Source organism: Acidovorax sp. SUPP950 (assembly GCF_030158935.1).
Taxonomy (GTDB): Bacteria; Pseudomonadota; Gammaproteobacteria; order Burkholderiales; family Burkholderiaceae_C; genus Paracidovorax.
This window is the reverse complement of record NZ_BQXE01000012.1, coordinates 35,071-56,107: the sequence shown is the minus strand read 5'-3', so window position 1 is coordinate 56,107 and position 21,037 is coordinate 35,071. Positions and strand designations below refer to the sequence as shown.

Sequence of the window (21,037 nt, the reverse complement as noted above, 5' to 3'; positions counted from 1 at the left end):
TCGTGGTTTCATGCGTCGGTGGGAAATCATCGCACGGCGCCGCGTCACGACTCGCCGTTGACCCACGTCTTGAGGATATTCGCCACGGCCATCGGGTTCTCCTTGGCCAGCACACGGGCCTCCTCCAGGCGCAGCTGCTCGGGCGTCTGGGCGACCTCCTCGGGCTTGGACGGCGCGGCCAGCGCCGGGCGCTGCGGCTCTTCCGCCTCGATGGCGTCGAGTTGGCCGCCCTGGGCCACCGGAATCGCCCGGGGCTTGCCCATGCCCTTGATGGCGGGGCGCACCAGGCCGAGCAGTACCATGGCCGCGAACAGGGACATGCCCACGGGCCAGCCCAGGCTCTTGGCCAGCTCGATCATCTCGGGCTGCTTCCACAGCGGCAGGTCCACCACGGGCGTGGAATCGACCAGGAACGGCGTGTTCATGAGGTTCACCGAGTCGCCACGCTCCTTGTTGAAGCCGATGGTTTCGCGCACCAGTGCCGTCATCTGCTCCAGTTGCTCGGGCGACAGGGCCTTGTTGGTGGGCGCCTTGCCCGCGGCTTCCGCCACGGCCTGGTAATTCACCACCACCGCCGCGCTCACACGCTTGAGGGCGCCGCTGCCGCCGCGCGTCACGCGGACGGTCTTGTCCACTTCGTAGTTGGTGATGGATTCGCGCTTGCTGCCCGTGCCCTGCGCGCCCTGCTGACCGGCGGCCGTCGGTGCGGGGTTGGCGCCGTTGATGGGCGCGGTCGAAGGCTGGGGCGGCTGGTTGCTGGTGGCGCCGGGCACGCCGCTGGGCGGCTGGGCGCCCTGGGTGCCGGCGCTTTCCACGACCTGCTGGCTGCGCACGGCGCTGGCGTCGGGCGTCTGGTTGGGGCGGTGCTGCTCGGAGGTGGATTCGGTCTGGCTGAAATCGACCTCAGCCGTGACCTGCGCCTTGACGTTGTTCTTGCCCACCACCGGCTCCAGGATGTCCAGGATGCGGCGCGTGTACTGCTGCTCGATCTGCTGCACGTAGCTCAGCTGCTGTGCGTCCACGCCCGAACCGGCGGCCGTGTCGGGGGACTGCGACAGCAGCTTGCCGGTGTCGTCCAGCACGCTCACGGCGGAGGGCGACAGCTCCGGCACGCTGGAGGCCACCAGATGCACGATCCCGGCCAGTTGCGTGCGGTCCAGGAAACGGCCGGGGAACAGGCTCAGCAGCACCGACGCGGAAGGCTTTTGCTGCTCGCGGAAGAACCCGTTCTGGTTGGGCAGTGCCAGATGCACGCGTGCACTTTGCACCGAAGACAGCGCCTGGATCGAGCGGGTCAGCTCGCCCTCCAGGCCGCGCTGGAAGTTCAGCCGCTCCTGGAACTGGGTGACGCCGAACCGGTTCGTCTCCATCAGCTCGAAGCCCGTCACCGAGCCCTTGGGCAAGCCCTGGGTGGCCAGGCGCAGGCGCACGTCGTGCACGCGCTCGGCCGGAATCAGGATGGCGCCGCCGCCCTCGGCATATTTGTAGGGCACGTTCATCGTGGACAGCTGGGCCACGATGGCACCGCCATCCTTGTCGCTCAGGTTGGCGAACAGCACCCGGTAGTCCGGCTGGCGGCTGAAGACCACCGCGGCGACCACGGCAGCGATCAGCAAGACCATGCCTGCACCCAGGCGCATCCGCTGGCCCCGTTCGAGCGCGGAAAACCGCTGCATCCACGAGGGGTTGGCGGGACTGATGACAGGGACTTCAGCAACTGCGGACATGGTGCTTTCCAAAAGGTCCGACCCGGCAGAGGGTTGGCGTGGGGCGATTATTGGACGAGCCCCTTGCCGACGTAGCCGAGATAAGGCCGTCGTTTCACCATCTATTCCCCAGGATGGCGCGGCGCCGGCCCCCTAGGATTGCACCATCCCGCCATTCCTTCGGACACAGCCATGGACCTCCGCATATCAAGCCCCACCACGCCACTTGCAGGCGCCGGCCTTGCGCGCCGTGCCGCGGCACCGCAGGACTCGCAGGAAGTGGGGTTTTCCTCGGCGCTCAAGGGCGCGCTGCAGTCGGTCAGCGCCTCCCAGAACCGGGCGGCCGACCTGCAAAAGGAAGTGCAGATGGAAAATCCGGCCGTCAGCCTGGAAGAAACCATGGTGGCGATCCAGAAGGCCCAGATCGGCTTTCAGGCCACGCTGCACGTGCGCAACCGCATGGTTCAGGCCTACACCGACATCATGAACATGCAGGTTTGACGCCAGCCCGCAACATCCAACCCATCATTTGCTATTATTTTTATAGCTTAATGCCCTAGTGTTTATTGCACTGGAAGGCCATTTGACTGGTAATACCTTGCACCGCTGCGGCTGATACATCCGCGCCGCATGGGCTTTCGATTCCCTGCACCGCCCACATCAAACCCTCTCGGCGGCGGCGATCCTGAAAACAACACGGCCGAAGGCGCACTGCGCGTCAGGCATGCCGGCTTGCCGTTCGTTGCGCTGCGCTGCGCGGTGGCGCCGGGAGGCACTGGCCGGGCAGACAGCCCGGCGAAGCGCGGGCCCCACCCCTCCTCAATGCATCATCTGCGGCTGGCGCTCCAGCAAATGCTCGAACTGCGACAGCCAGGGTTCCGCCAGGCAGCGGATCTGGGCATCGTTGCTCAGGATGCGCTGCATGATGCGCGTCTTTTCCCGGCGGTGCTCCGGCAACAGATCGTGCTCCTGGGCCTTGAATCGCAGTTGCTCGATGAGCACCGCGCAGGCGCCTTCATAGCGAACCACGCCGTCCCAATCCTTGAGCTTGGCAGCCTCCAACATCTTGGCACTGCTGTCTTCGATGGCTTTGTAGTAATCGATGAGCATTTCAGACATTCTTAGTTTCTCCCACCGGAGGCCGAAGGACGGCCGCCGGCACCGATCTCGCCCCAACCCTGCGCCACCGGCACGATCAGGTTGACCACTTCTTCCACCAGGGTGACGTCGTTGCGCAGGTTGGCCATGGTGAGCCGGCCCACGCAGTAGTCATACAGCGCACGGAGATTCGCAGCCAGCTCACCACCCTGCACAGGGTTGAGGCCGCCCTTGAGGCCTTCTTCGATGATGCGCACGGCCTTGCCCAGGTGGCGGCCCTTTTCTTCCACGTCGCCGCGCTGCATGGAGCCACGGGCGGCGTTGAGCGATTGCACCAGGCCATCGAACAACATCTGGATCAATTGATGGGGCGAGGCGCCATCCACACTGGATTGCACACCGACCTGCCGATAGACCGAGGCGGCGCGGGAACTGACTGGCGTGTACATCGAGAACTCCTTCATGCTACTTACATTCAATATCGGCAGATCAAGAAGGAACTCAAGGACATTTACGAGGTGTTTTGGCGTTCTGACAGAGTGGCGCAGCGGTGATTTATCCAGGGTTCAGGCCAGCCCGCGCGGGGGCGGGTGGCCGGGACGCCGGGCTTACTTGTTCCACTGGGCGACCTGCTGCGTGATGTAGCTGTTGAGGGCCGAAAGATTGCCCATCTGGGTATCCAGCGCCGTGTACTGTGCCCGCATGCGCTTTTCCAATACGGCCGCGCGATTGTTCACCTTGTCCTGGTCGGAGGTGTTGCGCTTGACTTCCAGGTCCAGGGCATCGGCCTTGTTATTCATGAGGCCGTCGAGCGACAGCAGTCCGGAGGTGAACGACTTCATGCGAACCGCGGCGCCGGTGCCCGTACCGCCCGAGGCTGGGTCGGATGCGAACAGCTGCTTGAGCGTGTCGGGCGTTTTCAGCGCGTTGTCCAGCTTGGTGTTGTCCACCGTCAGCTTGCCGCCACGCTGAACTTCCAGGCCGATGTCGGACAGCGTCTGCAGGGCAGCGGTGCCGCCCGCAGCGGCACCGATGGCCGCCCGCAGCGAGTTCTGCAGCCCGACCGCCGTGCTGTCGCCCTGCAGAACGCCCTTGGTCTTGCTCTCGCTGTCGTACTTGGTCGAGGAACCCAGCAGGTCATTGACGGCGTTGTAGGCATCCACGAAATCCTGGATGTTCTTCTTCATCGTCGCGGTATCGGCCTTCACTCCCATTTCCACGTCGGTCGTGGTCACTTGCGACACCGTCAGGGTCAGTCCGGGAATGGCTTCGGTGAACGTGTTGTCCTTGGACGTCACGCTGATGCCGTTGATCTTGGCCTGCGTGTTCTGTGCGTACTGGATGGTATTGGCCGCCAGGCCCACGCCTGGGGAGTTCTGCGGATCAAAGGCGAGCTTGGAGAGGCCCGGCGCCGCCGGGTCCTCCGCCACCTGCACGCGAAACCCTGACGCTTCCCCGGTGGTCTTGGAGCGCAGCAGGAGCCGCTCGCCGGAGGCATCGCGCAACACGGTGGCCGTGACGCCGGCATCGCCTTCGTTGATCTTGGCGGCGATGTTCGTGATCGTGTCGGTCGCGCTGACCGAGACATTGATCGGCTTCGTGGATCCCACGCCGAAGGTCGGTGGATTCGCGGTGGAGTCCCAGGTCCCCAGCTGGATGGTCATGGTGCCTGCGCCAATCACGGAGTCCTTGGCCACGGCGGTGGACGCATTCGATTGCGCGCGGGCCAGTTGCTGCACACTCACGCCGAACGACGATGCGCTGGCAATCCCCGACACGGTGGCCGTGACAGCCGCACTGTTGGAAGAACTGACCGCCATGCCGTTCCACGCGCTGTCCCGGGTCAGCTTGGCCGCAGCATCCGACAAGGTCGAGAGCAACGACTTCACCTGGGAGAACGTGGAAATCTTGGTCTGGATGGTGTCCGCTTTGGCCTGCAGCTGAACGAGGGGCTGCTTTTCCAGCGCCACCGTCTTGGTGACGATGGTTTCGACGTCGAGCCCGCTGCCAATGCCTATCGAGGTAATACCCATTTTGGTCTCCCAGGCAGCCGGGGCCGCCATCAACAATCAATACACGATTGTGGCGAGAATCGCTTCGATCTAAAAGCAGGAAAAGCGGCGACAGGAGTGGCCCTGTCGCCGCTTAAAAGGGTTCGGACCGTTCCGATCCCCTTTATAAGCCACCGATTAACGCAGCAGGGACAGCACGCCCTGGGGCAGCTGGTTGGCCTGGGCCACCATCGCAGTGCCCGCTTGTTGCAGGATCTGCGTGCGCGACAGGTTCGCCGTTTCCTTGGCGAAGTCGGCGTCCACGATCCGGCCACGCGATGCCGACAGATTTTCGGCCTGGATGTCGATGTTGCCCACCGAGTTTTCGAAGCGGCTTTGCAGAGCGCCGAGGTCGGCACGTGCGGAGTTCACCTGGTCGATCGCGCTGTCGATCTTCTTCAGGGAAACCCATGCGTCCTTTTGCGTCGCGACGGTCACGGTGTCGATACCCTTCTTGTCGGTACCGGTGGCGGCCGCCAGCGTCGGGGCGGCGAAGCCCGTGTTCGCCACGGAGAAGCCGGTCGTGCCGCCGAAGGTGATGGTTTCCGGCACAGGAGGCGTTGCGCTGGTCAGCTTGGACGAAGCAAATTCCAGGTCGTACGTGCCGTCGTCCTTCTTGGTCAGGAAGGCGGTCACACCGGTGTCGGCGGACTTGTTATTGATGGCGGACACCACTTGGCCCAGGCGTTCCACACCAGAGCCAGCGGCCTTGATTTCGCCAAGATCGATGGCGGATGCCGAGCCCACCTGGATGGTCAGGCCACCGGCGGCGATCTTGGTGCCGAAGCCCGTGACCGTCGTGTCGGAAGCATTCAGGGCGGTCACGCTGCCCGTGGAGTATTCGATGTTCGACAGGCCGGAAGCCGAGGAATTGGTCAGAGCGCCGACGGTGATGTTTTCACCGGAGTTGGCACCGACCTGGAACAGGGCGCCCGCAAAGCTGCCGTCCAGGATCTTCTGGCCGTTGAAGCTGGTTTGCTTGGCCACACGGTCGATTTCGTCGGTGAGCTGCTTGACTTCGGACTGCAGTGCAGCGCGGTCCTTGGTGCTGTTGGTGGCATTGCTGGCCTGCACCGACAGTTCACGCATCCGTTGCAGCATGTCGCCGACCTTGCCCAGGGCGCCTTCTGCCGTCTGGGCCAGCGAGATGCCGTCGTTGGCGTTGCGGGCTGCCACGGTCAGACCCTTGATCTGGGTGTTCATGCGCTCGGCGATCGACAGGCCGGCGGCATCGTCCTTGGCGCTGTTGACGCGCAGGCCGGAAGACAGGCGCTGCATCGAGGTGGTGAGAGAGTTCGCAGACATGCCCAGATTGCGCTGTGCGTTGAGCGAAGCAATATTGGTGTTGATGGTAGAGGCCATTGAAATGCTCCTTGGTAACTTAAATTCCGGCTAGACCGCCGATCACAACGCTGACCCCCATGGCCAGCTGCCAAGACCGGGGCGGCAGTCACGTGAACCCATCCATCGCTTGCCGGTCAACAAATTCGCTTGAACCTGTTGGTTAGGTTATCGGGCAGCCCCTGGAGAACTTGAGCGTCTCCATGCAAAAAAATCGGCTTTCCCCGGCACCGCCCGGGTCAGCCAGCTCCCACAAGGGTGGATATGGATGGTTTTCCGCCCTTTTTTCCCCACGCCAGGAAAACCCCACCTGAGGAGAATTCTCCCAACGCTAGGGTTGCCCGCTGATGGTGGTGTCCTTGGCCACGGCAGCTGTGCCTTGTCCCTTTTGCGAAGGAGTTCCGTAATGGCCTCGACGATCAACACCAACATCGCCTCACTCAACGCCCAGCGCAATCTGGGAATGTCGGCAGCTTCGCTGACGACCACCATGCAGAGGCTGTCTTCCGGCCTGCGCGTCAACAGTGCCAAGGACGATGCGGCCGGCCTGGCCATCGCCGAGCGCATGAACACCCAGGTCAAGGGCCTGGCCGTGGCCTCCCGCAACGCCAACGACGGCATCTCGCTGGCCCAGACGGCAGAAGGCGCGCTGGGTAAGGTCGGCGACATGCTGCAGCGGATGCGCGAGTTGGCCGTTCAGGCCAGCAATGCCACGAACAGCAAGGCCGACCGGGCCGCGCTGCAGTCCGAAGTCAAGCAACTCACCGACGAAATCGACCGCGTCTCCAAGCAGACCAGCTTCAACGGCCAGAAGATCCTGGACGGCAGCTTTGCGGGCGCCCTGTTCCAGGTGGGCGCCAATTCCGGCGACAACGTCACGCTCGGCGCCCTGGCAGACACCCGCGCCTCGGGCCTGTCCAGCATCATGTACTCGAGCACGAGCACCGCGATCGCCGTGGATGCGTCGGACACGTCGATCTCCGCCTTCGGCAGCGCGATTCCCGCGGGCGGACTGACGATCCAGGTCGGTTCGGGTTCCGCCATCGACCTGGGAAGCATCAAGGCCGCTGGCTCCGGCGTGGAACGTCTCGGCCAGGTGATCTCGGCGATCAACAACAAGACGGCCGATACGGGCGTGACCGCCTTCCTGACCAAGAACGATGACGGCAGCTACGGACTCGAGTTCGCCTCTTCGAAGCTGACGAATGCCGTTCCCCCCGTGCCGGAGACCATCACGTTCGGCGGCACCACCGGGTTCACCGTGGCCAACACGGGCTTTACCCCGCCCACGCTGACGAATGCCACCGGCACCGGTCAGAAAGGCATCGACAGCGTCGATGTCGGAACGCAGAGCCAGGCCTGGGTGGCCCTCAAGAAGATCGACAGCGCGATCGATCAGGTCAATTCGGCGCGCGCCGACCTCGGGGCCCTGCAAAGCCGCTTCGAAAACGCCATTGCCAATATCGACATCCAGGGCGAGAACATGGCGGCAGCCCGTGGCCGTATCGTGGATGCCGACTTTGCCAAGGAAACGGCGAACCTGTCGCGTACGCAGATCCTGCAGCAGGCAGGAACCGCGATGGTGGCCCAGGCGAACCAGTTGCCCCAGCAGGTGCTGAAACTCCTGCAGGGCTGAAGAAGAAGGCATCCGGGGCTAATACACTGCCGGTGGAGGCCGAAATCTTCGGTCTCAGCGATATTTTTATTCTGGAGTACGCATGCCTTCGCCTTCCATCGAGCAATTCATCGAAAGCTTTCTGACCGCTGTTGACTTCCAGGATCCGGTGGAAGTCACCCCGGATACCGAACTGCGTGCTCTGCCGGAGTGGGACTCCCTCGCCGCCCTGGGCGTCATCGTGATGTTCGACGTGGAATACGGTAAAACCATCGTGGGCGACGACCTGAAGAACTGCACCACGGTCACGGACCTCTACAAGCTGCTGGGGTAAAACACCATGGGCCTGTCCACCCTGCACAACGTGCGCTTTGCGGGCATGGCGAGCTGCGTGCCCAAGCGCGTGGTTTCCAACCTTGAGGATTGCCCTCCAAAAATCCGCTCGGAGCGGGAAAGGCTGGTTCGCAACATCGGCATCCAGCAGCGCCGCCTGTGCGCGTCGTGGCAATGCTTTTCCGACCTGGCGCAGGACGCCACCGAAAAGCTGCTGGAGGAACTGCAGTGGGCCCGCGAAGAAGTGGACGCGCTGATCGTCGTGACGCAGTCGCCCGACTATCCCATTCCTTCCACCGCCATCATCTTGCAGGACAAGCTCGGGCTGTCGCAGTCCACGATCGCTTTCGACGTGAATCTCGGCTGCTCTGGCTACCCGTTCGGGTTGCACCTGCTGGGCAGCATGATCGCGTCCGGCACGGTGAAAAAGGGCCTGCTGCTGGTGGGAGACCGCTCCGCAAGCGAAAAGGACCCGCTGTTCTCCGACGCCGGCACGGCGACCGCACTGGAATTCGATCCTTCGGCCGCGCCCATGTATTTCGACCTCAACAGCGACGGCAGTGGCTACAAGGCCATCATCAAGCCAGTGGGTGGGCATCGAGAGCCCTATGCCTTTCATCACAGCATCCCCACGCGCGACGAGGATGGGGAGCTGCAATGGCCAGACCGCCTCCTCCTCGATGGACCGGCCGTGCTCAGCTTCTCCACCCAGAAAATCCCTCCGGCCGTGGAGCGCACGCTGCAATATGCAGGGGTGTCCAAGGACGATGTGGACTACTTCGTCTTCCATCAGGCCAACCGGATGATCAACGAAACCATCCGCAAGAAGCTGGCACTCCCCCCTGAGAAAGTCCCATCGACGCTGGCCGACTATGGCAACACCAGTGGGGCGACACTGCCGGTCACCATGACCGCGCGCCTGAACGAAACGCTGGCCAGCGGCACGCACAAACTGCTGCTGAGCGGCTTCGGCATCGGCCTGTCCTGGGGCACATGCATCCTGGACATTGCAGGGGCTCGCTTCCCGGCCATGCTGGAGTCCTGACCCGATGGACGCAACGCCCACGCCTTTTCACCTGCAGGGACAGCGCATCCTCGTCACGGGGGCCACTTCGGGCCTGGGCCACGCCACCGCCCTCGCCTGCGCACGCATGGGAGCCCAGGTCATTGGTGTGGGCCGCGACGAGCAGCGGCTCGCTCGCACGCTGCAGGCACTGCAATCCGCCGCACCGGCCGCCGGCCACCTCGTGGTGCGAGCGGATCTGACCCAGTCTGCCGATCGCTCCGAGTTGGTGGAGCAGATCGCTTCCGAGCCGTTGAACGGCATCGTTCACAGCGCAGGCATCTCGCGCCTGTCTCCCGTGCGGATGATCACCGAACAGCATCTGCGCGAAGTCCAGAGCATCAACGTGGACGCCCCGATGCTGCTGACGCAGGCACTTCTCAAGCGCAATCTGATCGCGCCGGGAGGATCGATGGTGTTCATCGCATCGATCGCCGCACACATCGGCGTGCCGGGAGTGGCCGCCTATTCCGGCACCAAGGCCGCACTGATTGCGATGATGCGCTGCCTCGCGATGGAAGTCGTCAAGCGGGGCATCCGGGCCAATTGCCTCTCGCCCGCCCTGGTTGAAACGCCATTGCTCGATGCCACCGCCACGCTCGTGGGTTCGATGGAAAAAGAGCGGGGCAACTACCCGCTCGGTTTCGGCCAACCGGAAGACGTGGCCAATGCCGCCGTGTTCCTGCTGTCCCAGGCCAGCCGATGGATCACCGGCACGACGCTGGTGATGGACGGCGGCCTCACCATCAGTTGATCCACCACCATGGCTGCACCCTGCACGGATACGTCCTCCCCGCATCGGAACCTGCTCATCGTGGGCGCCGGCGGCTTCGGCCGCGAAGTATTGACGTACATCGAAGACGACAACCCGCTGTTCCGACCCAAGGGCTTTCTGGATTCGCGCACGTCGGCCCTGAACGGCATGCAGCGCTCGATCGGGATCGTGGGTGATCCCCTGACCTACGTTCCGGAAGATGGCGACGTCTTCATGGCGGCACTGGGCGATCCGATGGCGCGGCACAAATACACCGAAGTGCTGCGGTCGGTCCACGACGTCGACTTCGCCACGGTCGTGCATCCGCAGGCCCATGTGACACGGCATGCCCGGCTGGGCCGCGGCTGCATCATCGGTCCCCGTGTCGGCATTTCGGTGGATGTCCAGCTGGGCGATTTCGTCTGCGTGCAGGAATACACGGTCATCGGGCACGACGTTCGCATCGGGGATTGGTGCCAGATCAACAGCCATTGCTCCATCGGTGGTGGCGCGAAGATCGGCAACTTCGTGTCGATCCATCCCAATTGCGTCATCACCAGCGGCACCGTCATTGGCGACCACGTCAAGGTCGGTGCCGGCAGCGTGGTGTATGGCCGCATCCCGCCCAACATCACCATCATGGGCAATCCGGCCCGGCGCTTTTCCTGGAGCTGAACGTCTCCCCAGGCTCCGCATGCCCGACCGCGAGCAACCCACCATGGCCTCCATGCCCCCTTCCTTCCTGCCCGACGCCTTGGTCAGCCGCATCAACCTGGATCGCTTCCAGCTGGATGAAGCGCTGCTCGCCATGCTGGACCTCTACCGCCGCGATCCGCACTTCTGCATACCTGAGCAGGCGCGCGAGATCTTCGCCCGGCGCGGGGACCGGACACGCTTCATCCTGCTGGGAACGAAGACCTTCGCGGAAGTCTTCATCCGTGCGACCCGTGACCAAGGCTGGGCACTGGCCGTGGTCGACGATTTCAAATACGCCAGCGGCGAGGACTACTACGGCGTGGACATCATTTCCACCGACCGTTTCCTTGCGATGCTGCGCGAGGACCCGGACATCATCGCCATCAACTGCTGCCGAACGGACTATTCACGGCGGTTCTTCGACCGGCTTTGTACCCGCCACGGCATCGCCCATTTGAACCATGAGCAGGTCACCCGGCTCTTCGGCATGAATGACCGGGTGGACTACCGCACGGCCGACTGGGCCCCCGCCATCAGCAGCAGATTCGATGAATTCCTGGCGCTGGAGCGGCGGCTTGCGGATGCGCACTCCGTGAACACGTTGCGCAGCGTGCTTCTGTTCCACCTGAGCTGCAATCCCGAGTGGTATCTCACTGTGGCCAGGCCCTACTCGACCCTGTACTTCCGCTCGGGCCTGCTGACGTTCTCGGACCACGAGAGGTTCGTCGATTGCGGCGCCTCCATCGGCGAATCCACGACCGGGCTGCTGGGCCTCACGGGCGATCGCATCGAACACTCCTGGATGATCGAGCCAGACCGGCTGAACATCGAGGTGCTGCGCAAGCTGCAGCAGGGCTACGCAGGCACCCCGCTCGAATCCCGGATTTCGCTGCATCCCTTCGCCGTCGGGGAGAACGACGCGGAAGCCCCTTTCCACCATCTGGGGGGGCATGGGGGCAGCATCGCCGTCGATCCGAGCGCGCCCTTGGAGACCGTGCGCATCCGGCGCATCGACGATCTCATCGATGCGCCTCCGACCTTCATCAAGATGGACATCGAAGGCTTCGAGATTCCGGCGCTGCGGGGCGCCCAGGCGGCCATCCGCGCCGGCCTGCCCAAGATGGCGATCTCCGCCTATCACCGCGCGACCGACCTGCTGGACATCCCGGCGCTGGTGGATGCCGTAGCCCCCGGCTACTCGATCGGGCTGCAGCACCACACCGAAGATCGCTGGGATACCTGCCTGTATTTCCATCGCTGAAGCGCGTCTGCAGAGGCATTCACTCCACTATCCAGAGGACACCGCAGGATGGCCAAGATTCGGGGCGGCCTCGACCGCGTTCTACTGAAATATCCGGAAATCGACCCGGCCAAGGTCCGGCTGATCGGCTGGGGCGCTGGACAGGCGTTCACGGACTACTATCCGCTGCTGGGCCTGCCGGTGGAATACACCGTGTGCCCGTTCACCGCTCACCAGGACAGGCAGATCCATGGTGTTCCCGTCCGCAGCCCCGAAGCGCTCATGAAGGAACCGCACGAGGATGTGCTTCTGGTGATCTTCGCAGCGCATTCGGCGGAAATCATGAACCAGATCCGCAACCTGTGGGGCGACTACCGCTGCGTGCCGGCGCTCACCCACAGCGGCCGGCATGGAGACATCGACCAGCTCCAGGCGTTCTCCAGGGTGTTCGAAGGCCTGTCCCTGCAGCGCAAGCCGCCCGTGCGAACGCCTTCACTTGGCATCTTCGTGCAGGGCCCGGTGTTTCCCTATACCCCCATGGCACTGGCCTGGCAGCGAATGGCGTGTCCCGAGGCGCATCTGTGCTTCGTCACCTGGGATCACCAGTCCGCCGCCAGCCTCGATGCCTGCCGGCCATGGGTGGACGCCGTGATCACGCTTCCCCAGCCCCAGAACATGGTGGACAGCCGCAATGCCATCATCCGCTCGGCCAAGGCGGGCGCCCGGCATCTGGCCGAAGTGGGCGTGCCGTACTCCGTGCGCATGCGAAGCGATACGGTCGTCACCGGATCGCTCTACAGGGCGGTGGAAGAACTGTTCGACGATGGCAGCAGGAACGAGGGGAAATTCGGCTTCCTGGCGCATTCGTCCTGGAAGCAGATTCCCTTCCATTTCTCCGAGCGTTTTCTCGTGAGCCGCACCCAGGACATGTGCGAGCTGTGGGCGCTGCCGGAAGACCTGCGCGGTGCGTCCGAGATCCAGCACCGGACCGACGAGCCCTACCAGCAGATCCAGAAGGCGGCCGTCGAATGCCTGCTGTGGCAGAGCCTGGCACGCAAGTGGGGTGAGCCGGCCCGGGACCTCGCCGATGGCTACCGGTTCGCCGCGAACCATCTTCTGCCGATGGACGAGTACGCCGATGTCCTGTCGCTCAAGAGCGTCCCGCTCTTCAATCTGACCCTCAACAAGGGCTTCGTCGGCACGCCCGCCTGGTGGCGGGAGGTCTATGCCGATCTGCCCTCGGCCATGCGGCAGGCGCACGAGGAAAGCGCTCAGGACTTCACGATCGCCGAATTCTTCAGTGGCCGGGTCGGCTGACTGCCCCTCCATCTGATCAGTAGAGCACGGCGCGCCGCTCGGACGTCATGGGCTCGAGGGCTTCTCCACGCTCCAGCCTTCGCACGAAGTCCGGGTTCGCAAGGAGCGCTCGGCCCCAGGTGACCATGTCCAGATGCCTCTCCTGGATTTCGCGCTCGGCCTCCGCAGCGGATAGCGACGCGCCACCCATCAGGAAGTGGGGCCAGAGGGGACGCACGCGGCGCACGATCCTGCCGGAAGTTTCGGCATAGGGCGCATCCGCGCAGCTGATGTCCAGCTGCCGCAGCCCCAGGCGATCCAGCCGGGGGATGAGATGGTGCAGCATGTCGTCGAGGTCCGGCCACTCGTACAGTCCGCCCATCATCCGTGCGGGCGAGAGGCGGATCATCAGGCGCTGGGGGCCGCAAATGGGCAACAGGCGCTCCACCAGTTCCAGCACGATGCGGCAGCGGTTTTCGACCGATCCGCCATAGGCATCGGTCCGGTCATTGATGCGTGCATCCAGGAACTGGTCAATCAGGTATCCATGTCCCATATGGACCTGCACGCCGTCGAAGCCCGCATTCAGGGCCCGCTGCGCGGCCTCCTCGAAAAGACGGTAGATGCCCGGCATCTCCGACGCATGCAGTGCACGGGGCTGCCCGTAGGGCTGGCCGTTCTGGCGGTTGATGCCCGCCGCTGGCCGGTCCGTGGAACTGACCGGCGCCAACCCGCCAGTGAAGTCCGGGTGCGAGATCCGCCCGCAATGCCACAGTTGCGCCACGATGCGCCCGCCGGCCTCCTGCACCTGCCGGACGGCCGGGATCCAGCTGTCAGCCTGCTCGTCGTTCTGCAGGTGGGGCACGTTCCGGTAACCATCCGCCGAAGGATGGACCACGATGCCTTCCGTCAGGATGAGCGATACGCCGGCAGCGGCACGCCGCGCGTAGTAGGCAGCGATTTCGGCCGTGCAGCGGTGCTGCGCATCGGCAAAACCACGCGTCATGGCCGCCATGGCCACACGGTTGCGCATCGGACCGAACATGTCGTGGTGAACGAAGGGGCTCAGCAGTTGCAGGCTCATGGGGCGAACATTCCAGTGAAATAAGGGTGGTCGAGATAGGCGGCCAGGCTGTCCTGCCATGTGCGCTGACGATCCAGCCCGCGGGCCTGCAGCGCGGCGTTGCGCATCACCACCGCATCGGGGCGCACGGCTTTTTCCTTGCGGGCCATGGTTTCTGCGGGAACACGCGCGATCTCGATGCGGCGATCCAGACCCAATCGGAGCACGATCTCCCGCGCCAGTTCGAAGAAAGAGGCTTGCCCATGGGAGGCCATGCAGAAACGGCCCGTCTCGCCGCGCGCCAGCAGCAGCAGGCTGTTGTAGGCCAGATCGTCCGTGAGCGTGGGCTGCCAGATGCGGTCACCGATCTCCATGCGGTCCACGCCGGAGCGCAGCAGTCCCGCGAGGTGCGGAATCAGCTTGCCGACGAAATTCTTGTCGCGCGCATGCTCTCCGAAAAACCCGCCCATGCGCACAGTGAGCGCCTGCGGCGACGCCTCCAGCACGATGTGCTCCGCCTCCAGCTTGAGGCGTCCGTACACGCTCAAAGGACGGGGGGGCGTGGCCTCGTCCACCGGCTGGCTTCCGTCGTAGATCAGGAAAGTCTGCGGGTAAAAAAACCGGGCTCCGCATTCGCGGGCCAGCTCGACCACGTGGCGGGTTCCTTCGATCTGCACCTGCGCCGCCGCGTCCGCATGGTCCTCGCACCAGTTGACGTCGGAACACACGGCGCAATGGATCACGATATCGGGCCGCCAGGCGCGCAAGTCCTGGGCCTGCTCGCGCTGGCGCACATCGAGCGCGTGGCGGTCGAGGGCCGCGACCAAGGCAGTGGGTACCTGCTCAGCCAAGCGGCGAGCGAAAGCCTGCCCGAGCATTCCGCCCGCACCCGTGATCAGGATGCGCGAGCCCTCCAGGGCGGCCAGTTCGTTCAATTCAAGCAAATCGTTGCCCCTCATGCTCAGATCCAGACAGGAACAGATCGGCCTCCATCTCGGGGACGCAGCGCATCACCTCGTTGGGCCGGTACGGCAGGGCGCCGACGAGCAGCCGGCCCGACGCCTTCCAGACAGACCACCAGTGCTGCGCGAAATCCTGCATCGATACCGGCCTGCCCGATCCCACATTGCGCACCCAGGGCCTGCCCGTCTCGACATCGCGGCGCTCAGCCGCATGCCGGAATGCCCGGGCGACCGTTTCCACGGGGACGTAGTCGCGCACCTGCGCACCCGGGGTCATCGAAAAATCAAGTCCCTGCGACGCGGCCAGACGCAACGCGGGCCAGAAGTTCCCGGCGTACTGGCCTTCGCCGAAGACCGAGAAGATCCGCAGGTAGCACAGTTCCATGGCGTGTTCGATCGCGTGTGCATGCGCAGCCTGAAAACCTGCGGCCTTGGATGCCGCGTAGCCATACGCGGGTGCCAGCGGTGCGCTGGCCGGAATGAAGTCGAAGGCATCCGCGCTGCGACCGTATTCCGCGAAAGTGCCCGCCAAGACCGACCGCTTCACGCCAGCGGCACGCGCCGTATCGAGCAGTTGCAGCAAAACGGTGACGTTCCAGTAGAACAGGGTCTGCCAGTCGGCCTGCTGCGGCGGGACGCCGGGCGACGCCAGGTGCATCAGCACGTCCGCCCCGGCCAGATCGGCGGGTGCCAACTGGTCCATGGCGCGGCTGAGCCACACAAGGCGAGGGTGCACCAACGCAGGCGCGTCGGCCGGATGCCTCAGGACGGTGACGCGATGGCCCGCCTCCAGCAGAGACGCCAGCACGTGCCGGCCGATGAACCCCGTCCCTCCCGTCAGGAACACATGCCGTTCAGTGGTCATTCGGCGGTCCTTCCAGCATCTCGAAGGGGCTGGCGAAATCCTCCATCCGCGGGTGCTCGCGGTCGCGCACCGACAGCACAGGAGGCTCATCGGGCCAGGGAATGCCGGCAGAGTCCCAGCGGATGCCGGCATCATGCCGAGGCGCGTGGGCCGAGGTGACGTGATAGACGATGGTCGCGCCTTCGGTCAGTGCATAGCAGCCGTGGGCACACCCCGCCGGAATGTAGACCTGGTTGCCAAGCTCGGCGTCCAGCTCGAAGGTGGCAAAGCGGCCCTGTGTCGGCGAGCCGCGGCGCAGATCGACCACCGCGTCGAAGAGGCGGCCGTGGCTGCAATGCACCAGCTTGGCATGGTGGTGCGGCGGCAACTGAAAGTGCAATCCGCGCAGCACGCCACGCCGCGATACGCTGTAGAAACTCTCCACCCAGTCGCAGTCTAGTCCCCGGGCAAGGAACGCCTCGCGGCTGAAGGTCTTCACGAATCGCCCGCGCTCATCGGGCCGCACTTCGGGCTGGATCAGGTAGCAGCCCGGCAACGGGCTTTCTTCGAAGCGCATGGTGGGTGCTAGAAGTTGACGCCGAAATAGGTTTCGATGCGATCGGCCACAAAGTCGATCATGGCCTCGCTCAATCCGGGGTAGATGCCCAGCCAGAACGTGTGCTCCATGACCGTGTCCGTGTTCGCCAGGCTGCTGGCCACCCGGTACGTCTGTCCCTGCATCGAAGGCTGCCGGGTCAGGTTGCCGGCGAACAGCAGCCGCGTGCCGATGCGGCTCTGCTCCAGGTACTCCAGCAGATCGACGCGGCGGGTACCGGCCGCTTCGCGCAGCGTGAGCGGGAACCCGAACCAAGAAGGCTGCGAATTTTCCGTGGCCCGGGGAAGCACCAGGAACTCCTCGCAGCTTTTCAGCCGGCCGGAGAGGTGATCGAAATTGCGCTGCCGCGCCGCGATGAAGCCGGGCAAACGGTCCATCTGCGCCAGGGCACAGGCCGCCTGCATGTCGGTGATCTTGAGGTTGTAGCCGACGTGCGAATACGTGTACTTGTGGTCATAGCCTGGCGGCAGATCGCCCAGTTGCCAGCCATACCGCTTTCCACAGGTGTTGTCCTTGCCGGGCCCGCAATAGCAGTCCCGTCCCCAGTCGCGGAATGACGTGACGATGCGTGCCAACTCATCGTCGTTGGTGAAGACCGCGCCGCCTTCGCCCATGGTGATGTGGTGGGCCGGATAGAAACTCAGGGTCCCGATATCGCCGAAGGTGCCTACCAGCCGTCCGCCGTAGGTGGACCCCAGGGCGTCGCAGCAATCCTCGACGAGCCACAGTCCATGCCTGCGGCACAGCGCTTGCACCGCCTCCAGGTTGTAGGGATTGCCGAGGGTGTGGGCCAGCATGATGGCCTTGGTGCGCGACGAGATCGCAGCTTCGATCAGCGCGACATCAATGTTGTACGTGCCGAGCTCCACATCCACGAAAACCGGCACCGCGCCATTCTGCAGGATGGGATTGACGGTGGTGGGGAACCCCGCCGCCACACCGATCACCTCGTCGCCCGGGCGGATGGCCCTCTGGCCCAATGCGGGAGACGTGAGCGCCGAGAAGGCGAGCAGATTCGCGGACGAGCCGCTGTTCGTCGTGAGCGCGTGGCGCACCCCGAGGTATTCGCGCAGGCGCTTTTCGAACGCATCGTTGAAGCGTCCCGTGGTCAGCCATCCGTCGAGCGATGCGGCCACCATGTTCTGCAGTTCGGCCTCCCCGATCACCTTGCCGGAGGGTGGAATGGCCGTGGCGCCCGGCAGGAATGGCTGGGCGCGATACGCGTGGGCCGCGTATTCGCCAACGAGCGCGGCGATCTGCTCGCGGATGTGGTGCAACTTGTCCATAGAACTTCAGCGCTCAGCGGCGCAATACGATTCGATCTGATGCTCGGTCACCTGGCGCATGTCTTCGCCGCGAGCGTGTGCGGAATGCCATTGGGCGATGCGCTCCACGGCCTGCGCCAGCGACCACCGAGGCCCCCAGCCCAGCGCAGAGCAGGCCTTGCTGCTGTCGAGCCGGAGCATCTGCGCCTCGTGCACGCCCTCGGGCCCGGTTGCAAAGCGGTAGTCGACAGGGCTTGGCCACGCGGCAGCCAGTTGCCGGATGACGTCGCCGACGCTTCGCACGTCCTGCTCGGCGGGCCCGAAATTCCAGGCGCCCGATACCGCCGGCCCCTTCTCGAAGAGTCGCTGCGCCAATTGGAGGTAACCCGCCAGGGGCTCCAGCACATGTTGCCATGGCCGTACGGCAGCGGGATTGCGCACCTCCAGCGGATCGCCGCCGCAGGAGGCTCGCAGGAAGTCCGGAATCAGCCGGTCGCTGGACCAGTCACCGCCACCGATCACATTGCCCGCCCGCGCCGTGGCCAGCGCCACACCGTGCTCCGCGTGCCTTGCCGGGGCGAAGAACGAGTCACGGTAGCAGGCGGCCACCAGCTCGGTGCATGCCTTGCTGTTGCTGTAGGGGTCGAACCCGCCCAGCGCGTCGTCCTCGCGATAGGCCCAGAGCCACTCCCGGTTCTCATAGCATTTGTCGCTCGTCACCACCACCACGGCGCGCACCGACGGCACGCGACGGACGGCGTCCAGAAGGTGCACGGTACCCATGACGTTGGTCGAATAGGTGCTGACCGGATCGGCGTAGGACTTGCGCACCAGGGGCTGTGCGGCCATGTGGATCACGACCTCCGGCGCCGCTGCTTCCAGCGCGCCCGCAAGCAACGCCGCATCCCGCACATCGCCGATGACCGAATGCATGCCTTGCGCGGCCCGGGTCAGCGCGAACATCGCGGGCATGGAATCCGCCTCCAGCGCATACCCCGTCACCTGCGCGCCCAAACGCTGCAGCCAAAGCGACAGCCAGGTGCCTTTGAAACCAGTGTGGCCCGTGACGAACACCTTGCGTCCGGACCAAAAACCGCTGTCGGGACCGCTCACCATGATTTCCAGGGCGCATGCCCCCCCTGCCAAAGCTGTTCGAGATAATTCTTGTCGCGCAGCGTATCCATGGGTTGCCAGAAACCTTCGTGCCGATAGGCCCGCAATTGACCGGAACGCGCCAACGCCTCGAGCGGAGGGCCTTCCCACACCGTCTCGTCGGAATCGATCAGATCGAACACGGCAGGAGACAGCACGAAGAACCCGCCGTTGACCATGCCACCGCCGCCATCGGGCTTTTCGCGGAACGACATCACGCGGTCGCCCTCCATGTCCAGCGCGCCGAAGCGGCCGGGCTGCCGGGTGGAGGTGAGTGTGGCCGGCTGTCCATGCGCCCTGTGGAACCGGATGAGCGCGGTGATGTCGATATCGCCCACCCCGTCGCCATAGGTGAAGCAGAAGGCCTCGTCCTCGCTCACGTAGCGCCGCACACGGCGCAGGCGGCCACCCGTCTGGGTGGCATCGCCGGTGTCCACCAGGGTCACCCGCCAGGGTTCGGCATACCGCTCGTGAACGTCCATGCGGTTGTTCACCAGATCGAACGTCACGTCGGACATGTGCAGGAAATAGTTCGCGAAGTACTCCTTGATCACGTAGCCCTTGTAGCCGCAGCACACCACGAAGTCATGGATGCCATGGTGCGAATACATCTTCATGATGTGCCAGAGAATCGGGCGGCCACCGATCTCCACCATGGGTTTGGGCTTTTGCTGCGTCTCCTCGCTCAGGCGGGAACCCAGCCCCCCCGCCAGGATGATGGCCTTCATGCTTTTCCGCCCATCGGTGTTTCGGAGCCCTGAAGCGCCCGGGCATAGGCCGCCTGGAAATGCGCCACCCGGTCCTCGATCCCTGCGCCCACGAGCGCCGGGCGCTGCGCCTGATCGACGCCCGCCTGGACCTTGGTGCAAATACCGCCGTCCTCCGCGAACACCTTGCGCGTGAAGGCATGGCCATCGGCATGGATGTGTTCCATCATCTTGGCACCCGCGGGCGTGGTCCCGGTGAACTCCACGCCAACGGTCCTCGAGTGGACGGTGGTCTGGCGGGACGCGGTCGGCTCGAACGACTGGACATGGAAGCTGTATCCCATGAACGACGTGACGGTCAGGTTCGGGAAGATATGGTGGTGGGTGTAATGCGCGAAGCGCCAGGGCCACTGCCCGATCTTGCTCTCCATGCGGGCGAACCGCGCTACCCACTGCGCATCGGCGGCATGCTCCAGATGGCTGTGCCGGCGATCTTCGAGGAAGAAGCGGGGTGCCGTTTCGGCCCGGTCCATGCCGTCGACCTGCATGAAGGTTCGCGAATGCACGGCAGGGACGTGATACCCCTCGAGGGCATTCTCGATCACGATTTTCCAGTTGGCGCCCACCGGCTCCCGGAACTCGTCCAGCAAGCCTTGCATTCCCTCGCTGGCACGCTCGAGAAAGGCGTATTGCTCGCCCAGATACTCGCGCAGTGCCGGGCCGCTTTCGGAAATACGCACGAATACGAACTGCCCTACCGCCTCGCAGTTGAATTCCTGCAGGCGAAAGCGGGCAGGTTCGGCCACCACCTCGGGAAAGCAGTGTTTCGCCGGAATGCCGACGGGAACGCCCTCCCGGTCGTACACCCAGCCATGGTAGGGGCAGCGCGCAGGCCCGCGGTGCGTGCCCGATTCGCACAACTGGGCATGCCGGTGGGAGCAGACATTGAGGAAAGCACGCGGCAGCCCCTGGCTGTCGCACTGGAGCAACAACGACACCCCGCCCACCTGCACACCACGGTGCACGAGACCGCCGAGTTCGAAGCGCATGCAGACGAAAACCCAGCTTTCGCGGAACAGCCCCTCCAGTTCGCGGGCGTGGTGATCGGGATCTCGATAAAAGTGGGGGGAAAGGACACTGGTCGGCATGGATCGACTCTTCTGGATGGATGTTGCAAGGACCGCGGCCCCGTGTTCGGTACCGGTCTGGGGCCTGCCGAGCCAGCGGCGGCTCGT

Annotated in this window: 21 protein-coding genes; 8 read left to right on the top strand and 13 right to left on the bottom strand. The window is 64.5% G+C overall.

Going from position 1 to position 21,037, the window contains the following annotated elements; all coding sequences use genetic code 11:
* Window positions 1–44: 44 nt before the first annotated feature.
* Entirely contained in the window at window positions 45–1,727 is a 1,683-nt protein-coding gene (fliF, locus tag AVME950_RS23995) for a flagellar basal-body MS-ring/collar protein FliF (RefSeq protein ID WP_284402654.1), read from the bottom strand.
* A gap of 171 nt (window positions 1,728–1,898) precedes the next feature.
* Here fliF and fliE point away from each other — a divergent pair, with 171 nt between their 5' ends.
* A complete protein-coding gene (gene fliE, locus AVME950_RS23990) occupies window positions 1,899–2,207 on the top strand; it encodes a flagellar hook-basal body complex protein FliE (protein ID WP_272565395.1) in 309 nt (102 codons plus the stop codon).
* Window positions 2,208–2,525: 318 nt separating this feature from the next.
* Here the strand turns inward: fliE and AVME950_RS23985 are convergent, their stop codons facing one another.
* The 4 genes from AVME950_RS23985 to AVME950_RS23970 form a co-directional block, all read right to left on the bottom strand.
* The gene (locus AVME950_RS23985; protein ID WP_092745692.1) at window positions 2,526–2,825 is read right to left on the bottom strand and encodes a flagellar protein FliT; all 300 of its coding nucleotides are present in this window, start codon (window positions 2,823–2,825) and stop codon (window positions 2,526–2,528) included.
* A 2-nt stretch (window positions 2,826–2,827) separates the two neighbouring features.
* On the bottom strand, window positions 2,828–3,253 hold the full coding sequence (fliS, locus tag AVME950_RS23980) for a flagellar export chaperone FliS (protein ID WP_284431706.1): 426 nt from the start codon (window positions 3,251–3,253) through the stop codon (window positions 2,828–2,830).
* 159 nt (window positions 3,254–3,412) lie between these two features.
* Window positions 3,413–4,837 (bottom strand): flagellar filament capping protein FliD, encoded by a 1,425-nt coding sequence (gene fliD, locus AVME950_RS23975; protein ID WP_284407482.1) that lies wholly within the window; start codon window positions 4,835–4,837, stop codon window positions 3,413–3,415.
* Between the two features lie 156 nt (window positions 4,838–4,993).
* On the bottom strand, window positions 4,994–6,217 hold the full coding sequence (locus AVME950_RS23970) for a flagellin (RefSeq protein WP_284431705.1): 1,224 nt from the start codon (window positions 6,215–6,217) through the stop codon (window positions 4,994–4,996).
* Window positions 6,218–6,602: 385 nt separating this feature from the next.
* On the opposite strand from AVME950_RS23970, the gene AVME950_RS23965 reads away from it, so the two are divergent.
* The 7 genes from AVME950_RS23965 to AVME950_RS23935 all read left to right on the top strand — a co-directional run bounded on the left by AVME950_RS23965 (window position 6,603) and on the right by AVME950_RS23935 (window position 13,214).
* A complete protein-coding gene (locus AVME950_RS23965; RefSeq protein WP_284431704.1) occupies window positions 6,603–7,832 on the top strand; it encodes a flagellin in 1,230 nt (409 codons plus the stop codon).
* Window positions 7,833–7,914: 82 nt separating this feature from the next.
* On the top strand, window positions 7,915–8,145 hold the full coding sequence (locus AVME950_RS23960; RefSeq protein WP_284431703.1) for an acyl carrier protein: 231 nt from the start codon (window positions 7,915–7,917) through the stop codon (window positions 8,143–8,145).
* 6 nt (window positions 8,146–8,151) lie between these two features.
* Window positions 8,152–9,189: a ketoacyl-ACP synthase III gene (locus AVME950_RS23955; protein ID WP_284431702.1), complete on the top strand. Its 1,038-nt coding sequence runs from the start codon at window positions 8,152–8,154 to the stop codon at window positions 9,187–9,189.
* A gap of 4 nt (window positions 9,190–9,193) precedes the next feature.
* Window positions 9,194–9,961, top strand: a complete 768-nt coding sequence (locus AVME950_RS23950) for an SDR family NAD(P)-dependent oxidoreductase (protein ID WP_284431701.1) — start codon at window positions 9,194–9,196, stop codon at window positions 9,959–9,961.
* A 9-nt stretch (window positions 9,962–9,970) separates the two neighbouring features.
* On the top strand, window positions 9,971–10,636 hold the full coding sequence (locus AVME950_RS23945; RefSeq protein WP_284431700.1) for a NeuD/PglB/VioB family sugar acetyltransferase: 666 nt from the start codon (window positions 9,971–9,973) through the stop codon (window positions 10,634–10,636).
* A 52-nt stretch (window positions 10,637–10,688) separates the two neighbouring features.
* Window positions 10,689–11,918 (top strand): FkbM family methyltransferase, encoded by a 1,230-nt coding sequence (locus AVME950_RS23940; protein WP_284431699.1) that lies wholly within the window; start codon window positions 10,689–10,691, stop codon window positions 11,916–11,918.
* Between the two features lie 48 nt (window positions 11,919–11,966).
* Window positions 11,967–13,214 carry a WavE lipopolysaccharide synthesis family protein gene (locus AVME950_RS23935; protein ID WP_284431698.1) on the top strand — a complete coding sequence of 416 codons (1,248 nt, stop codon included), beginning with the start codon at window positions 11,967–11,969 and terminating at the stop codon, window positions 13,212–13,214.
* 16 nt (window positions 13,215–13,230) lie between these two features.
* On the opposite strand, the gene AVME950_RS23930 is transcribed toward AVME950_RS23935, so the two are convergent.
* From AVME950_RS23930 to AVME950_RS23895, 8 genes are read right to left on the bottom strand one after another with little or no spacing between them, the layout of a single operon-like run.
* Window positions 13,231–14,277: an oxidoreductase gene (locus tag AVME950_RS23930; protein WP_284431697.1), complete on the bottom strand. Its 1,047-nt coding sequence runs from the start codon at window positions 14,275–14,277 to the stop codon at window positions 13,231–13,233.
* Window positions 14,274–15,215, bottom strand: coding sequence for an SDR family oxidoreductase (locus tag AVME950_RS23925; RefSeq protein ID WP_284431696.1), 942 nt, complete (start codon window positions 15,213–15,215; stop codon window positions 14,274–14,276). The genes AVME950_RS23930 and AVME950_RS23925 overlap by 4 nt, the downstream gene beginning before the upstream one ends.
* Window positions 15,193–16,083 (bottom strand): NAD-dependent epimerase/dehydratase family protein, encoded by an 891-nt coding sequence (locus tag AVME950_RS23920; protein ID WP_284431695.1) that lies wholly within the window; start codon window positions 16,081–16,083, stop codon window positions 15,193–15,195. The genes AVME950_RS23925 and AVME950_RS23920 overlap by 23 nt, the downstream gene beginning before the upstream one ends.
* Entirely contained in the window at window positions 16,073–16,639 is a 567-nt protein-coding gene (locus AVME950_RS23915; RefSeq protein WP_284431694.1) for a dTDP-4-dehydrorhamnose 3,5-epimerase family protein, read from the bottom strand. Before AVME950_RS23915 ends, AVME950_RS23920 begins: the two co-directional genes overlap by 11 nt.
* Window positions 16,640–16,647: 8 nt before the next feature.
* Window positions 16,648–17,964, bottom strand: a complete 1,317-nt coding sequence (rfbH, locus tag AVME950_RS23910; RefSeq protein ID WP_284431693.1) for a lipopolysaccharide biosynthesis protein RfbH — start codon at window positions 17,962–17,964, stop codon at window positions 16,648–16,650.
* 6 nt (window positions 17,965–17,970) lie between these two features.
* Window positions 17,971–19,059, bottom strand: a complete 1,089-nt coding sequence (gene rfbG, locus AVME950_RS23905; RefSeq protein ID WP_284431692.1) for a CDP-glucose 4,6-dehydratase — start codon at window positions 19,057–19,059, stop codon at window positions 17,971–17,973.
* Entirely contained in the window at window positions 19,053–19,823 is a 771-nt protein-coding gene (gene rfbF / locus AVME950_RS23900) for a glucose-1-phosphate cytidylyltransferase (protein ID WP_284407495.1), read from the bottom strand. Before rfbF ends, rfbG begins: the two co-directional genes overlap by 7 nt.
* The gene (locus AVME950_RS23895) at window positions 19,820–20,950 is read right to left on the bottom strand and encodes an aromatic ring-hydroxylating oxygenase subunit alpha (protein WP_284431691.1); all 1,131 of its coding nucleotides are present in this window, start codon (window positions 20,948–20,950) and stop codon (window positions 19,820–19,822) included. The genes rfbF and AVME950_RS23895 overlap by 4 nt, the downstream gene beginning before the upstream one ends.
* Between the last annotated feature and the right edge of the window lie 87 nt (window positions 20,951–21,037).

Bases quoted from the DNA above. Each gene is read 5' to 3' on its own strand.
- AVME950_RS23930 (WP_284431697.1), bottom strand. From the start codon at position 14,277: ATGAGCCTGCAACTGCTGAGCCCCTTCGTTCACCACGACATGTTCGGT.
- AVME950_RS23955 (WP_284431702.1), top strand. From the start codon at position 8,152: ATGGGCCTGTCCACCCTGCACAACGTGCGCTTTGCGGGCATGGCGAGC.
- AVME950_RS23985 (WP_092745692.1), bottom strand. From the start codon at position 2,825: ATGTCTGAAATGCTCATCGATTACTACAAAGCCATCGAAGACAGCAGT.
- AVME950_RS23915 (WP_284431694.1), bottom strand. From the start codon at position 16,639: ATGCGCTTCGAAGAAAGCCCGTTGCCGGGCTGCTACCTGATCCAGCCC.
- AVME950_RS23945 (WP_284431700.1), top strand. From the start codon at position 9,971: ATGGCTGCACCCTGCACGGATACGTCCTCCCCGCATCGGAACCTGCTC.
- fliS (WP_284431706.1), bottom strand. From the start codon at position 3,253: ATGTACACGCCAGTCAGTTCCCGCGCCGCCTCGGTCTATCGGCAGGTC.
- rfbF (WP_284407495.1), bottom strand. From the start codon at position 19,823: ATGAAGGCCATCATCCTGGCGGGGGGGCTGGGTTCCCGCCTGAGCGAG.
- AVME950_RS23940 (WP_284431699.1), top strand. From the start codon at position 10,689: ATGCCCCCTTCCTTCCTGCCCGACGCCTTGGTCAGCCGCATCAACCTG.
- rfbH (WP_284431693.1), bottom strand. From the start codon at position 17,964: ATGGACAAGTTGCACCACATCCGCGAGCAGATCGCCGCGCTCGTTGGC.
- fliD (WP_284407482.1), bottom strand. From the start codon at position 4,837: ATGGGTATTACCTCGATAGGCATTGGCAGCGGGCTCGACGTCGAAACC.
- AVME950_RS23920 (WP_284431695.1), bottom strand. From the start codon at position 16,083: ATGACCACTGAACGGCATGTGTTCCTGACGGGAGGGACGGGGTTCATC.
- rfbG (WP_284431692.1), bottom strand. From the start codon at position 19,059: ATGGTGAGCGGTCCCGACAGCGGTTTTTGGTCCGGACGCAAGGTGTTC.
- AVME950_RS23925 (WP_284431696.1), bottom strand. From the start codon at position 15,215: ATGAGGGGCAACGATTTGCTTGAATTGAACGAACTGGCCGCCCTGGAG.
- fliF (WP_284402654.1), bottom strand. From the start codon at position 1,727: ATGTCCGCAGTTGCTGAAGTCCCTGTCATCAGTCCCGCCAACCCCTCG.
- AVME950_RS23950 (WP_284431701.1), top strand. From the start codon at position 9,194: ATGGACGCAACGCCCACGCCTTTTCACCTGCAGGGACAGCGCATCCTC.
- fliE (WP_272565395.1), top strand. From the start codon at position 1,899: ATGGACCTCCGCATATCAAGCCCCACCACGCCACTTGCAGGCGCCGGC.
- AVME950_RS23965 (WP_284431704.1), top strand. From the start codon at position 6,603: ATGGCCTCGACGATCAACACCAACATCGCCTCACTCAACGCCCAGCGC.
- AVME950_RS23970 (WP_284431705.1), bottom strand. From the start codon at position 6,217: ATGGCCTCTACCATCAACACCAATATTGCTTCGCTCAACGCACAGCGC.
- AVME950_RS23895 (WP_284431691.1), bottom strand. From the start codon at position 20,950: ATGCCGACCAGTGTCCTTTCCCCCCACTTTTATCGAGATCCCGATCAC.
- AVME950_RS23935 (WP_284431698.1), top strand. From the start codon at position 11,967: ATGGCCAAGATTCGGGGCGGCCTCGACCGCGTTCTACTGAAATATCCG.
- AVME950_RS23960 (WP_284431703.1), top strand. From the start codon at position 7,915: ATGCCTTCGCCTTCCATCGAGCAATTCATCGAAAGCTTTCTGACCGCT.